This window comes from Clavibacter rahimiani (assembly GCF_052654495.1).
Map to the genome: position 1 here is coordinate 2,241,127 of NZ_CP199790.1, position 14,263 is coordinate 2,255,389.

Annotated in this window: 13 protein-coding genes; all 13 read right to left on the minus strand. The window is 72.5% G+C overall.

All coding sequences use genetic code 11. The annotated features are described in order from the left end of the window. Positions 1-47: 47 nt before the first annotated feature. Positions 48-1,103, minus strand: a complete 1,056-nt coding sequence (locus ACT7CP_RS10635) for a regulatory protein RecX (RefSeq protein WP_445442185.1) — start codon at positions 1,101-1,103, stop codon at positions 48-50. Positions 1,104-1,225: 122 nt separating this feature from the next. Beyond that, positions 1,226-2,311, minus strand: a complete 1,086-nt coding sequence (gene recA / locus ACT7CP_RS10640) for a recombinase RecA (protein ID WP_307507547.1) — start codon at positions 2,309-2,311, stop codon at positions 1,226-1,228. 268 nt (positions 2,312-2,579) lie between these two features. Continuing rightward, the gene (locus ACT7CP_RS10645) at positions 2,580-2,804 is read right to left on the minus strand and encodes a DUF3046 domain-containing protein (RefSeq protein WP_413963405.1); all 225 of its coding nucleotides are present in this window, start codon (positions 2,802-2,804) and stop codon (positions 2,580-2,582) included. Between the two features lie 84 nt (positions 2,805-2,888). Next, positions 2,889-3,197, minus strand: coding sequence for a helix-turn-helix domain-containing protein (locus ACT7CP_RS10650; protein ID WP_307507543.1), 309 nt, complete (start codon positions 3,195-3,197; stop codon positions 2,889-2,891). 139 nt (positions 3,198-3,336) lie between these two features. Then, positions 3,337-3,858, minus strand: coding sequence for a CinA family protein (locus tag ACT7CP_RS10655; RefSeq protein WP_445442186.1), 522 nt, complete (start codon positions 3,856-3,858; stop codon positions 3,337-3,339). After that, on the minus strand, positions 3,855-4,484 hold the full coding sequence (gene pgsA / locus ACT7CP_RS10660) for a CDP-diacylglycerol--glycerol-3-phosphate 3-phosphatidyltransferase (protein ID WP_445442187.1): 630 nt from the start codon (positions 4,482-4,484) through the stop codon (positions 3,855-3,857). The genes ACT7CP_RS10655 and pgsA overlap by 4 nt, the downstream gene beginning before the upstream one ends. Positions 4,485-4,487: 3 nt before the next feature. Further along, a complete protein-coding gene (locus ACT7CP_RS10665) occupies positions 4,488-7,367 on the minus strand; it encodes an FtsK/SpoIIIE family DNA translocase (protein WP_445442188.1) in 2,880 nt (959 codons plus the stop codon). Positions 7,368-7,444: 77 nt separating this feature from the next. Further along, positions 7,445-8,677 (minus strand): ABC transporter permease, encoded by a 1,233-nt coding sequence (locus tag ACT7CP_RS10670; RefSeq protein ID WP_445442189.1) that lies wholly within the window; start codon positions 8,675-8,677, stop codon positions 7,445-7,447. Further along, positions 8,674-9,381, minus strand: a complete 708-nt coding sequence (locus ACT7CP_RS10675; protein WP_445442190.1) for an ABC transporter ATP-binding protein — start codon at positions 9,379-9,381, stop codon at positions 8,674-8,676. Before ACT7CP_RS10675 ends, ACT7CP_RS10670 begins: the two co-directional genes overlap by 4 nt. Further along, positions 9,378-10,418, minus strand: coding sequence for an efflux RND transporter periplasmic adaptor subunit (locus ACT7CP_RS10680; protein ID WP_445442191.1), 1,041 nt, complete (start codon positions 10,416-10,418; stop codon positions 9,378-9,380). Before ACT7CP_RS10680 ends, ACT7CP_RS10675 begins: the two co-directional genes overlap by 4 nt. 238 nt (positions 10,419-10,656) lie before the next feature. Then, positions 10,657-12,333 (minus strand): ribonuclease J, encoded by a 1,677-nt coding sequence (locus tag ACT7CP_RS10685; protein ID WP_445442192.1) that lies wholly within the window; start codon positions 12,331-12,333, stop codon positions 10,657-10,659. A 59-nt stretch (positions 12,334-12,392) separates the two neighbouring features. After that, positions 12,393-13,376 carry a 4-hydroxy-tetrahydrodipicolinate synthase gene (gene dapA / locus ACT7CP_RS10690; RefSeq protein WP_445442193.1) on the minus strand — a complete coding sequence of 328 codons (984 nt, stop codon included), beginning with the start codon at positions 13,374-13,376 and terminating at the stop codon, positions 12,393-12,395. A 34-nt stretch (positions 13,377-13,410) separates the two neighbouring features. After that, on the minus strand, positions 13,411-14,202 hold the full coding sequence (gene thyX, locus ACT7CP_RS10695) for an FAD-dependent thymidylate synthase (protein ID WP_445442194.1): 792 nt from the start codon (positions 14,200-14,202) through the stop codon (positions 13,411-13,413). Positions 14,203-14,263: the final 61 nt, after the last annotated feature.

Consider the following 14,263-nt stretch of genomic DNA (forward strand, 5'->3'; position numbering starts at 1 on the left):
GATGACTCGATCCTACGTGCGGGCATGCACCGCTCCCCCGCGACCGGTCAGCGGAAGCGCACGCGCGACGAGCCACGACGCGTCGCCAGCGCCGCCTTGGCCGCATCGCGCACGACCCCGCCGCCGTAGCCACGACGCATGAGGAACGACGTGAGGCGGCGCTCGGCGGTCTCGTCGTCGTAGGACGAGAGCTGCCCGACGCGCTTCATCGCCACCTCGGTGGCGCGGGCGAGCTCCTCGTCGGGCTGCTCCGCCATGGCCTCCTCGATGACGAGCGGGTCGAGCTTGCGGCGACGCATCTCCATCTCGACCGAACGCCGACCGAGGCCCTTGCGGTCGAGGTGCGTGTGCAGGATCTGCTCCGCCAGCGCGGCCTCGTCGATGTACTGCAGGGAGACGTAGCGCGCGAGCGTCTCCTCGGTGATGTCGGGATCGATCTCGGCTCCGTCGAGCACCTCGCGCGCCTCGGCGAGCGAGAGGCCCCGGCCGCGCAGCCGGTTGGCGAGGACGTTGTCGGCACGTCGGCGCTGGCGCTCGGGAGTGCGCTCGGCGGCACGCTCCTCCTCGGCCTCGGCCTCACGACGCGCGTCCTCGACGCGGTCCTCCTCGAGCCGGAGCATGTCCTGCCGGTACGCCTCGTCCTGCTCGGCCTTCGCGCGTGCGCGTTCCGCGCGCTCCTGCTCGGCCCGCCAAGCGGCGGGGGTCTCGTCGGCTTCGGCGGGGTCGGTCTCGTCCAGGCGGGCCTCGGTCCACGGAGCGGACCCGGCGTCGGACGCCCCTCGGGCCGCCTGCGCCTCGGCCTCGGCCAGGACGCGGCGCGCCTCGGCGATGCGCTCCTGCGCGGCCAGCGCGCGACCGGCCTCGGAGGCGTCGACCGCGGCACCGATCGTGACGATGCCGTCGACCTCGGTGACCGTGCGGCCCCGCGACGGATGCGTGGGCTCGACCCGCGTCGCGGGCGGCTCCTCGACGGGTGCCGTCGGCTCGATGGACGGCCGCGCGGCGGCGCGGCGGGAACGCCGGTCGGCGAGCGACGCGACGGGCGCGACCTCGTCCGGGCTGGGGCCGGTGCCCTGCTCGTCCTCGGAGGGGAATCTGACCATGGTGCTTCCGTCCTCAGGTGGACGACGGCGGATCGCGCGGTGCGTGGATCACGGCGTCGTGCCGGTGTCGTGCGGAGGGCGGGGCGCGTCGGGTGGACGCGCCCCGCCGGTGGAGCGCCGGGTCAGGCGCTCTTGCGTGCGGATGCCTTCGGCGCCACGGCGGCGACGGGCGCCGGAGCCGCGTCGGCCGCGGCCGCGTCGGCGTTCGGGTCCTTCACGAGGCCGAGCTTGACCTTGATCTTCTGCTCGATCTCGGCGGCGATCTCCGGGTTGTTGAGGAGGTGCTTGCGCGAGTTCTCCTTGCCCTGCCCGAGCTGGTCGCCGTCGTACGTGTACCAGGCGCCGGACTTGCGGACGATCTCGTGCTCGACGCCGAAGTCGATGAGGCTGCCCTCGCGCGAGATGCCCGTGCCGTAGAGGATGTCGAACTCCGCCTGCTTGAAGGGCGGCGCCATCTTGTTCTTGACGACCTTGACGCGGGTGCGGTTGCCGACCGCGTCGGTGCCGTCCTTCAGGGTCTCGATGCGACGGATGTCGAGGCGCACGGACGCGTAGAACTTCAGCGCCTTGCCGCCCGCGGTGGTCTCCGGGCTGCCGAAGAACACGCCGATCTTCTCGCGGAGCTGGTTGATGAAGATCATGGTGGTCTGCGTCTGGCTGAGCCCGCCCGTGAGCTTGCGGAGCGCCTGCGACATGAGGCGCGCCTGGAGGCCGACGTGCGAGTCGCCCATCTCGCCCTCGATCTCGGCACGCGGCACGAGCGCCGCCACCGAGTCGATGACGACCAGGTCGATGGAGCCCGAGCGCACGAGCATGTCCGCGATCTCGAGGGCCTGCTCACCCGTGTCGGGCTGGGAGACGAGGAGCGCGTCGATGTCGACGCCGAGCTTCTTCGCGTACTCCGGGTCGAGCGCGTGCTCCGCGTCGATGAAGGCGGCGATGCCGCCGGCGCGCTGCGCGTTCGCGATGGCGTGCAGCGTCAGCGTGGTCTTCCCCGAGGACTCCGGGCCGTAGATCTCGACGATGCGGCCGCGCGGGAGCCCGCCGATGCCGAGGGCCACGTCCAGCGCGACGGAGCCGGTGGGGATGACGGCGACGGGCGCGCGCTCGTCGCTGCCCAGGCGCATGACCGAGCCCTTTCCGAACTGACGGTCGATCTGGGCGAGCGCGGTCTCGAGGGACTTCTCGCGGTCTGCCGATGATGCCATGGGGTGCTCCTCGTGTCGAAGGTGATGTGCCTGCAGGCTGTCGCTCCGCTCCCGCTGGCCGCGGGGTCCGGCACCGACAAGGCGACGGGTGATCTCCGCGAGGTGCACGTTATGCGGCACCGCCGACATCGCTGCCGTCGAGGGCCGGACCTGTGCAGTCCGCGCTTCGAATCGCTCCTGTGGGGAGACTACGCGCGTTCGAAGGGATATTCGAACGGCGCGCCGCGTGTCGCCGCGGTACGCCGCCCAAGTGGCGGGCGAGAGGACGTCAGGCGCGCGGCTCGGGCACGCCGGCGCCGTTCCAGCGCGATCGCGGCACGTCCTGCGCGCGGCAGAGGGCGAGCCACACCTCGCGGGCGGGCGTGCCGTCCTTCAGCGCCTGCGCGCACGTGCGCCCGCCGAGCTCGCCGAGCACGAGGTCCGCGACGAGCACCGGTCCGTAGCCGGCACCGAACTCGTCGGAGACGGCCCGCTGGAACTCGCTCAGTCGCATGCCCTCACGCTACCCGCTGCGCCCGGCACGACGACGCCCCGCCCGTCGCGAGGACGGGCGGGGCGGGAGGTCGTGGTGGTGGGGTCAGCGCGCGACGAGGCCGCTGTCGAAGCCGGCGACGAGCTCGTCCGGGATCGTGTCGGGGATGGGGTTGAGCCCCTCGATGACCGCGAGGCGGTCGCCGACCTCGCGCATGATGACCGAGATGGGGGTGTCCAACGCGTCGGCGACGGAGGCGAGGATCTCGCTCGACGCCTCCTTCTGGCCCCGCTCGACCTCGCTGAGGTAGCCGAGCGCGACGCTGGCCTTGCTGGCGACCTGTCGGAGCGTGCGCCCCTTCTGCAGGCGGAAGTCCCGAAGGACGTCGCCGATCTCCTGACGGACTAGAACCACGGGACCCTCCTCGTTGCGCCTGGTGCCTGATCGAACCGGAGGTCCGGGGCTGATGGGTGAGCATCCGGCCGAGGACCCAGGCTAAGCAGGGGCACTGGGCGTTGCTTGTGAACCTGATCATGACAACGCGGGACCCGCATCAGATGTTCCCGCCGGATTCGAGCGCATCGACGAGGGTCGCGAGGGCCTCCCGCACCACCCCGGCGCGGACCGCCTGACGGTCCCCGTCGAGGTGGAGCGCGACGGCGCGCGAGTCCCCGTCGACGGACAGGCCCACGAACGCCGTGCCCGGCCGCTGTCCGTCCTGCGGATCCGGACCGGCGGCTCCGGTCGTGGAGACGCCCACGTCGGCCGGGCGTCCGTCGACCGCGCAGACCTGGCGCACGCCGCGGGCCATCTGCCGCGCGACGTCCGGGTGCACGGCGCCGTGGACCGCGAGGATCGACGACTCGACGCCGAGGATCGTGCGCTTGAGGGCCGTGTCGTAGGAGACGATGCCGCCCGACAGCGCGCGGGAGGCTCCGGGGACGCCGACGAGGGCCGCCGTCAGGAGGCCGCCCGTGAGGGACTCCGCGACCGCGATGCGGCGTCCGCTCGCGACGAGGGCGGCGATCACGCGCTCGGCGAGCTGCTCGTCGGTCACGCCGTCGAAGGCGGTCACGATGCGCGCTCCGACCGCAGCGCCTGGCGCATGTAGTCGAGGCCGGAGAGGATCGTGAGGACGAAGGCGATCGACATCAGCACCGTGTTGACGACGTGCATGCCGTCGCCCACGACGTCCCACAGGGGCAGCAGCGCGACGCTGATGGCCACGGCCTGCGCGACGGTCTTCAGCTTGCCGCCGCGCGACGCGGCCACCACGCGGTCGCGGAGCACCGCGAACCGGTAAGCCGTGATGCCGAGCTCGCGCACGAGGATCGCGATCGTCACCCACCACGGGAGCTCGCCGAGCACGGACAGCATCACGAGGGCGGCGCCCGTCAGCACCTTATCGGCGATGGGGTCGAGGAGCTTGCCGAGGTCGGTCACGAGGTTGCGGCTGCGCGCGATGTGGCCGTCGACGCCGTCGGTCGCGATGGCGATCACGAACAGCGCGGCGGCCGCGTAGCGGAGCGGCCCGTCGGCACCGTCGTCCGCCGCGAGCAGGACGACGAAGACGGGGGCCAGCAGGATCCGGGCGATCGTGAGGACGTTGGCGACGTTCCAGGGACTAGCCGGGGAGTCGCCCGCGCGCCAGACGCGCGGTGCCCCGATCCCGGTGGCGCCCGATCCGCTCAGCTCGGCCACGGCTCAGTCCCTGCCCGTGAGGCCCCAGGCGTCGTCGTCGCCCTCGGCCTCCACCTGCTCGTAGGCGTCGAGGTCCTTGTGCAGCGGATCCGACGGGTAGCGGTCGTCGTCCGGCTCAGCGGCGATGGCGGCCGGTGCTGCCGGTGCTGCCGCGGGCGCGGCGGCCGGCGTCTCCCCGCGCAGCGTCGCGAGGACGCCCGGCAGCTGCTCCGCCGAGACGAGCACGTCGCGCGCCTTCGATCCCTCCGACGGGCCGACGATCTCGCGCGCCTCGAGGAGGTCCATGAGCCGGCCGGCCTTGGCGAACCCGACGCGCAGCTTCCGCTGCAGCATCGAGGTCGAGCCGAACTGGGTGCTGACCACGAGCTCGGCCGCGGCGAGCAGCACCTCGAGGTCGTCGCCGATGTCGGCGTCGATCTCCTTGCGCTCGGCGGCGACGGCGACGTCCTGGCGGTAGTCCGGGCGGGCCTGGCGCGTCACGTGCTCGACGACCTTCGCGATCTCCGCCTCCTGCACCCATGCGCCCTGCACGCGGACCGCCTTGTTGGCGCCCATGGGGAGGAAGAGGCCGTCGCCCTGGCCGATGAGCTTGTCGGCGCCCGGCTGGTCGAGGATCACGCGGGAGTCGGTCATGCTCGACACCGCGAACGCGAGGCGGGACGGGACGTTGGCCTTGATGAGACCCGTGACGACGTCGACGGAGGGGCGCTGCGTGGCGAGCACCAGGTGGATGCCGGCGGCGCGTGCGAGCTGCGTGATGCGGACGATGGAGTCCTCGACGTCGCGCGGCGCCACCATCATGAGGTCCGCGAGCTCGTCCACCACGACGAGGAGGTAGGGGTACGGGCGGAGGGTCCGCTCGCTGCCCTCGGGGAGCACGATCGATCCGCTTGTGACGGCCTTGTTGAAGTCGTCGATGTGGCGGAAGCCGAAGCTGGCGAGGTCGTCGTACCTCATGTCCATCTCCTTCACCACCCACTGCAGCGCCTCGGCCGCCTTCTTCGGGTTGGTGATGATGGGCGTGATGAGATGCGGCACGCCCGCGTAGATGGTGAGCTCCACGCGCTTCGGGTCGATGAGGACCATGCGCACGTCGCTCGGCTTCGCGCGCATGAGGAGCGAGGTGATCATCGAGTTGACGAAGCTCGACTTGCCCGAGCCCGTGGATCCCGCGACCAGGAGGTGGGGCATCTTCGCGAGGTTGGCGATGACGTAGCCGCCCTCGACGTCCTTGCCGACGCCGATGGTCATCGGGTGCGCGCTGTTCGTGGCGGCCGACGAGCGGAGGACGTCGCCGAGGGAGACGATCTCGCGGTCCGTGTTCGGGATCTCGACGCCGATCGCGCTGCGCCCCGGGATGGGCGAGAGGATGCGGACCTCGTTGGAGGCGACCGCGTAGCTGATGTTCTTGGCGAGCGCGGTGACGCGCTCGACCTTGACGCCGGGCGCGAGCTCGAGCTCGTAGCGCGTGACCGTCGGGCCGCGCGAGAAGCCGGTGACCGTCGCGTCGACCTGGAAGTTGGTGAGCACCTCGGTGAGCGCGCGCACCACCTCGTCGTTGACCGACGAGCGCGACTTCGCGGGCGTGCCGGGCGAGAGGGTGCTCGCCGCGGGCAGGCGGTAGGGGGCCTGCGGGGTGTCGGACTCCCCCGAGACGGTGGCCGCGTCGGATCCGTCGTCCTCGAACCCGGGGAGCACGGCGGGCTCGTCGTCGTCGCGGATGCCGGTGGGGTGCACGGGGATGGACGGCAGGATCGCGGTGGCCGTCGCGTCCGCGACGGGCTCGCCGAGGTCGATGCGTCGGGTCGCCGCGTCGTCGCCGGCGAAGGCGCCGGGCTCGGGGCGGGAGGCGTCCGGATCCACGGTGCGGTCGATGACGGTGGTGGGAGCCTCGGCGGCGGGCCGCCCGCGACGGCCGCGGCCTCGGTCGCGGTCGCGGTCGTCGTCCTGGTCCTCGTCCGCGTCGTCGGACCCGGCGTGCGGCGCGAGCACGGGGCTGTCGAACGCCGGGGCGTCCTCGCGCTGGCTGCGGTTGCGGCGCCACCACGGGAGGCTGTCGGTGTCCACGGGGCCGTCGTCGAGGCCGTCGAGCTCGACCTGCTCGGTCGCGCCGGACCGGCGGGCGGCGCGGTCGGCGGCGCGCTGCTCCTCGTCCACCGGCGGGGCGCCGAAGAGGTAGGAGTAGAGCTCGCGGAGGCGGACGCCGACGCGGTTCGGCGGCGTCCGCGTGATGATGAAGAGGGAGAGCACGAGGAGGATCCCGGCCACGATGCCGGCGCCGATCGGCGTGATGAGGAGGGCGAGCGGGGCCGCGAGCACCCAGCCGAGGACGCCGCCGGCGCGGGCCAGCGCGAGCATGCCGTCGCGCGGATCCGGGGCCCCGTTGAAGAGGTGGCAGAGCGCCGAGATGGAGACGAGGAAGAGCGTGACGCCGATGCCGATCCGCCCGTTGTCGCTGACCGACGCGGGGTGGCGGAAGAGCCAGAGCGCGAGGAGGACCATCACGATGGGCAGCGCGAACGCGACCCGGCCGAAGAGGCCGCCGAACGTGTAGGCGTCGAAGGCCATCGCCACGTCGTTCAGCGGGTTGAACCACTCGACGACGACGCCGGCGATCGCGAGGACCACGAGGAGGAAGGGGATGCCGTCCCGGCGCTCCTCCTTCGCGAGCTTCTCCGGGCCGAGGGCGCGGAAGAGGGCCCCGGTGGCGTGGGCGAGGCCCATCCACGCGACGACCAGCGGGCCGCGCCGCTCCGCCTGGACGGGGTAGGCGACGGTCTGCTGCTTCGTCTCGGCGGCACGCCCCTTGCGCGGGGGCGTGGCGCGCGGCGCGGGCGAGGAGGTCTTCCCGGCGCGGCTGGTCGACCTGGTGCTCGTAGCCATGCGACCCACGTTATCCCGCGCCGCCGTCGCCGTACGTCCGCCGAGCCGGGCGGGACGCTCGCCGCCCGGACCCGGCATCAGTACCGGATCGCGTCGATGACGGAGACCCGCACCGCGACGAGCGCCGGCAGCAGGCCCGCGATGGCCCCGACCACGAGCGAGGCGCCGAGCCCGAGGAGCGCGGCGCTGAGCGGGAACGGCGGGAACTCGGTGACGCCGGAGGAGACGAACGAGAGGATCCAGGGGTTCTTGACGATCGCGACCGCCGCCATCACGCCGACCACGCCCGCGGCCGTCGTGGCGACGACGCTCTCCATCATCACGGCGAAGAACACGCGGCCCGCGCTCGCGCCGAAGCTGCGGCGGACGCCGATCTCGCGGATCCGCTGCGTGACGGTGACGAGCGAGATGTTGACGAGGCCGAGCGCGCCGAGGAGGAGCACGAGGCCGGCCACTCCCCCGACGAGGATCTTCAGCGACAGGAGCGGGTCGTAGTCGTACGTGCCGTAGTCGGTCCGGTTGACGGTCGCCTGCACGCCGTCGGGAGCCGACGCCGCCACGTCCGACTGGATCGCCGCCATCAGCCCCTCGGACTCCGCCTCCGGCACCCAGAACTCCATCTGCGGCTGCATCGCGTCCAGCCCCGTCGGCCCCATCAGCCGCTCCGCCGACGCGGCGAGCACGAGCATGGAAGGCGGCTCCTCCGCGTAGCGGTCCGGGGTCACGCCCACCACGACGCCGGTGGCGTCGCCCTCGGACCCCCGCAGCACGGCGGTGGGATGGGTCGCGAGCTCCGGCGAGCCGAGGGCCGCCATGAAGGCCGCGTTGACCACGATCGGCGGGGCGAGCCGGTCCGCGTCCCGGTCGTCGAACCACCGCCCGTCCACCAGGTCGACCCGGCGCATCTCGCCGTAGTCCACGTCCACGACGGTCGCCTGCACCTCGGCGGTGCCGCCCGGGAGCTCGACCGGGAACGGCGCGGAGGCGATCACCGTGGACCACGTGATGCCGTAGCGGTCGGCGGTCTCGGCGAGGAGCGCGCGCTGGTCCGCGTACGGCATCCCGGCCCCCGTCTCCGAGTACGTCGACACCGACAGCGCCGCGGGCCGGCCCGACTCGCGCTCGTACTGCTCCGTCTGCGACTGCTGGACCACCCCGCCGAGGCCGACGACGGAGGTGATGGCCGTGACCGCGACGGCGACGCCGATGAGGGAGAGGAGGACGCGCGTGCGGTGGATCCGCAGCTCCGCCCACGCCTCGACGACCGCGCCGACGAGGCCCGTGCCCGTGCGGGCGAGCCAGCCGCTCACGCGAGCACCTCGCGGACGAGCGCCTCGGCCGGCGCGAGCACGCCGGCCTCCAGCCGGTGGTGCCGGTCGGCGCGCGCCGCGACGGTCGGGTCGTGCGTGATGGTGACGAGCGCCGCGCCGGACGCGTGCGCCACCTCGGCCAGCAGGGTCATCACTGTCGCGCCGGTCTCGATGTCGAGGGCGCCCGTGGGCTCGTCGGCGAGGATCAGCCGCGGCGAGCGGACGAGGGCCCGCGCGATGGCGACGCGCTGCTGCTCGCCGCCGGACAGGGTCTCCGGCATGGAGTCGATCCGGTGGCCGAGGCCGACGCGCTCGAGCATGTCGGCGGCGATGGACGCGCGCCGCCAGAAGGTGCGGCCGGTGGAGTAGAGCAGCGGCGTCATCACGTTCTCGCGTGCCGTGCGCCCCTGCAGCAGGTTGAACTGCTGGAAGATGAAGCCGATGTCCCCGCCCCGGGCCCGGTCGCGGCGGGAGCCGGAGACGCGGGCCATGGGCACGTCGTCGAGGAGGACCTCGCCGGTGGTGGGGGTGTCGAGCAGGCCGAGGATGTTGAGCAGGGTCGACTTGCCGGACCCGGAGCGGCCGACGATCGACACGTGGTCGCCCACGGACACGTCGAGGTCGACGCCGTGCAGGATCGTCAGCGGCTCGTCGTCCGGTCGGAGGACCGTGCGGGTCACCCGCTCGAGGCGGATGAGGCTCATCCGCCGTACCCGCCCTGCATCATCATGGGGTCCGCCGTGGGCGCGGGGGCGCCGGGCACGAACTCCAGCACCATGTCACCCTCGGCGAGGCCGGAGGTGATCTGCACGACCTTCCCGTCGCTGATGCCGAGGCCGACCGCGCGCTCCTCCGGCTCGCCGGACTCCGACGGCAGCCAGACGTTGCCCGTGTCGGCGAGGCCCTCGACCGCGGTGGTCGGGAGGGTGAGGACGTCGGGCGCCTCGCCCGCGGGGATCGTGATCTCGGCGGCGAGCCCGGGGAACACGCGCGTGCCGGCGGGCACGGCGCAGGAGACGGTCGCGCCGGTGGACGCGGACTCCCCGCCTCCCGTGGACCCGGTGGATCCCGGGGATCCGGCGTTGCCCGCGCCGCCCGTCGCGCCGTCGCCGGCCGTCGCGGACGGCTGGCCGATGCGGAGGTCGGCGCACTCGAAGGGGGCCGGTCCCGACGTGATCGCGACCCGCGCGGCGCCCGGCTGCGTGACGAGCCGGTACTGCTCCTCCGCGGTGAGCGGGGCGCTCGCGCGGAAGGTGGGCGGCGAGATCCGGCCGACCGCGTCGCCGACGGCGACCTCCTGGCCCACGAGGACGCCGAGCTCGGTGAGCGAGCCGGCCGCCTTCACGGTGACCGTCTCGGTGACGACCTTGGGCTTCGGCTGCGTGACCGTGCCGTCCGCGGCGACCACCGGGTCGACCGGGGTCTCCTGGCGGATGACGAGGATCGGGTCGCCGGCCGCGAGCGTGGCGCCCTGCCCGGCGACGAGCTTGGAGACCTTGCCCTGCAGCGTCGCCTTCACGGGGACGGCGGGGTCGGGCTGGATGCTGCCCTTCACGGTCACGTCGTTGACCACGGTCGCGATCGACGCCGGCACCTGCGACTCGACCACGGAGCCCGTCGGCGTCTCGGAGGCCTCCTCCGCCGTCGTCCCGAAGAACGCCATGCGCACGAGGGCCACCGCGATGGCGGCCAGCACGACGAGCCTCGTGATCGGGAGGATCCATCTCCGCCAGACGCCCACGGCCGCTCCTTCCCCGGCGTCCCCCAGCGGTCCGTCCGGTCACCCTCGACGCTAGGGGCGGAGCACGGCGGGCGGGTCGGCCGCGGGGATGACATGCGCGCCCACGCGAGGGGGCCCCGAGGGGGAGGCGCTCCGGGTCGCGCGACCGAGCACCGACGGGAGCCCGGGGGACGACGGAGGGGGCGGGGTCTCCCCCGCCCCCTCCGGGACGCGCTGCTCCGCCGCGGCGGCCGTGGCGCTACGCCTCGATGACCACCGGGATGATCATCGGGCGGCGGCGGTGCGACGAGTTGACCCAGCGGCCGACCGTGCGCCGGACGACCTGCGCGTACGCGTGCGTGTCGCGCGTGCCGTTGGCCGCGGCCTCCGCGAGCGCCTTGACCACGAGCGGCTTGACGCTGTCGAAGACCTTGCTGTCCTCGGCGAAGCCGCGCGCCTCGATCTCCGGGCCCACGATGACCTTGCCGGTCTGCGGCTCGACGACCGCGAAGATCGTGACGAAGCCCTCCTCGGAGAGGATGCGGCGGTCCTTGAGGTCGGCGTCGGTGATCTCGCCCACGGTGGAGCCGTCGACGTAGACGTACCCGATGTCGAGCTGCCCCGTGACGCGCACGTGTCCGTCCTTCATGTCGAGGACGGTGCCGTCCTCCGCGAGGAACGTGTTGCGCTCCGGCACGCCGGTCTGGATCGCCAGCTGCTGGTTCGCGACCAGGTGGCGGTACTCGCCGTGCACCGGGAGCACGTTCCGCGGCTTCAGGATGTTGTAGCAGTACAGCAGCTCGCCCGCGGCGGCGTGGCCCGAGACGTGGACCTTCGCGTTGGCCTTGTGCACGACGTTCGCGCCGAGCTTCGTGAGCCCGTTGATGATCCGGTACACGGCGTTCTCGTTGCCGGGGATGAGGCTCGACGCGAGGATGACGGTGTCGTCCTGGCCGATCTCGATCTGGTGCTCCGAGTTGACCATGCGGCTCAGCACCGCCATCGGCTCGCCCTGCGACCCCGTGCTCATGTAGACGATCTTGTCGTCCGGCAGGTTGACGGCCTTCTTGGAGTCGATGAGGACCCCCTCCGGCACCTTGAGGTAGCCGAGCTCGGCCGCGATGGTCATGTTGCGGATCATCGAGCGGCCGATGAACGCCACGCGGCGCCCGTTCGCGACGGCGGCGTCGAGCACCTGCTGCACGCGGTGGACGTGGCTGGAGAAGCTCGCGACGATGACGCGGCGCGGCGCCTTCGAGATGACGGCCTCGAGGACCGGCCCGATGGAGCGCTCGGTGGGCGTGAAGCCGGGGACGTCCGCATTCGTGGAGTCGGACATGAAGAGGTCGATGCCGGCCTCGCCGAGTCGCGCGAAGGCGCGCAGGTCGGTGATGCGGTCGTCGAGCGGCAGCTGGTCCATCTTGAAGTCGCCCGTGTGCAGCACGCTGCCCGCCTCGGTCTTGATGGCGACGGCCAGGGCGTCCGGGATGGAGTGGTTGACGGCCACGAACTCGAGCTCGAACGGCCCGAGGCGCTCGCGGTCGCCCTCCTTGACCTGGAACGTGTACGGCTTGATCCGGTGCTCCTTGAGCTTCGCCTCGATGAGGGCGAGCGTGAGGCCGGAGCCGATCAGCGGGATGTCCTGCTTCAGCTTGAGGAGGTAGGGCACCGCGCCGATGTGGTCCTCGTGGCCGTGCGTGAGCACGATGCCGACGACGTCGTCGAGGCGGTCCGCGATGGAGGAGAAGTCGGGGAGGATCAGGTCGACGCCCGGCTGGTGCTCCTCGGGGAAGAGCACGCCGCAGTCGACGACGAGGATCTTGCCGTCGATCTCGAACGTGGTCATGTTGCGCCCGATCTCGCCCAGGCCGCCGATGGGCGTGATGCGCAGGATGCCGGGCTTGAGCGCGGGGGGATCGTAGATCGTCTGGGGCATGGGGCTCCTCGGTCGGGGGTGCGGCCCGAAGGGGCCGGCGGGGATGTGCGTGGGGCGCGTCAGCGCGTGGTGCCCGCGATCTTCGGCAGGGCTCCGCCGGCGGCGGCGTTGCGGTCGGGGCGGAAGTTGCGGAAGTCGACGCCGGGGACGTCGCGGACGAGGTCGATCTCGTCCTCGATCTGGGCGGCCTCCCACTCCTCCGGGCCCACGAGGGGCAGGCGGACGCGGGGGCTGCCGATGCGGCCGAGGCCGTGGAGGATGTACTTCGCCGCGACCGTGCCGGGCACGTGGGTCATGACGGCGCGGACGAGCGGCTCGAGCTGCTGGTGCGCGTGCGTGGCGGCGGCGAGGTCGCCCGCGTTCACGGCGTCGACCATGGTGCGGTACGGCGTGGCGGTGACGTTGGCGGTGACCCCGATGAGCCCGGTGCCGCCGATCGCGAGGGTCGGCAGCGCGTTGGCGTCGTCGCCCGCGAAGTACATGAGGCCGGTCTGGTTGAGCACGCGGCTGGCCTGCGCGAGGTCGCCCTTGGCGTCCTTGATGGCGAGGATGTTCGGGTGCTTGGCGGCCCGGAGGATCGTCTCGTACTGGATGGGGATGCCCGTGCGGCCCGGGATGTCGTACAGGATGACCGGCAGGTCGGTGGCGTCGGCGATCATCCGGAAGTGCGTGAGGACGCCGGCCTGCGTGGGCTTGTTGTAGTACGGCGTCACGATCATGTTGCCGTCGGCGCCCGCCTTCTCGCTCTGGCGGGCGAGCTGCATGGCGTGCGCGGTCTCGTTCGACCCGCCGCCCGTGATGATCTTCGCGCGGCCCGCGCTCACCGAGCGGCCGACCTCGACGAGCTTGACCTTCTCGGGGTCCGTCAGCGTGCTGGTCTCCCCCGTGGTGCCCGTGACGACGATGCCGTCCGCGCCCGCCACGATGACGTCGTCGATGTGCTTCTCGACGCCCGGCCAGTCGACCTCGCCGTCGGCCGTGAACGGGGTGACGAGCGCCACCAGGACCTGGCCGAAGGGGTTCTCTGTGGACACGCGCTCCATCGTATCGGGCGGACGGTCGTCGGGTCCGGGCGCGCTACGGCGCGACGCGGCCGTTCTTCTGGAAGGCCGCGTGGGTGAGGGGCATGAGCCGCTCGAACTCGGTCTCCATCTTCTCCGCGCACATCTCGATCTCCCGCTGCGGGAAGCTCGGGAACGTCGAGTCCTCGTGCTTGGTGCGCAGCGACAGGAAGTTCATGAGGGCGCGCGCGTTGAGCGTCACGTACATGGACGAGTAGATGTTGAGCGGCAGGACGATGCGCGCGACCTCGCGGGCCACGCCCTCGCCGAGCATCCGCTGGTAGGACGCGTAGGCCTCCGTCGAGGTGCGGCGGGTCTCGGCCTGGACGAGGTCGGTCTGCTCCGGGCTCCCGGCGAGGAACTCGTACGCGCCGGGCTTGCCGACCTGCACGAGGTTGCGCTCGGGCCCGGGCACGTAGAACACGGGGTCGAGCTCCTTGTAGCGGCCCGACTCCTCGTTGTAGGAGGCCATGCGGTGGCGCATGAACTCGCGGAAGACGAAGATCGGCGCCTGCACGTAGAAGGTCATGGAGTTGTGCTCGAAGGGCGATCCGTGGCGGTCGCGTATGAGGTAGTTGATGAGGCCGCGGTCGCGCTTCACGCGCTTCTCCTCGGCCTCCGTGTCGACGTCGCCCTCGAGGGCGCGGTCCTGGCCGTCCGGCTCGTCGAGCGCGCGCTCGAGGGTCTTCTCGCCGGCGGTGGAGACGCGGGCGGCGAAGATCACGTCGGAGTCGTGGGCGCTCGAGCGGACGAGCTCCACGGTCATGTCGGAGCGGAAGGCGATGTCGTCGTGGGGCACGACCGTCACTGTACGCGACCGCCCGCGGCGCCCGCCCCGGCTCGTGGGAGGACCGGGCCGTAGGCTGACG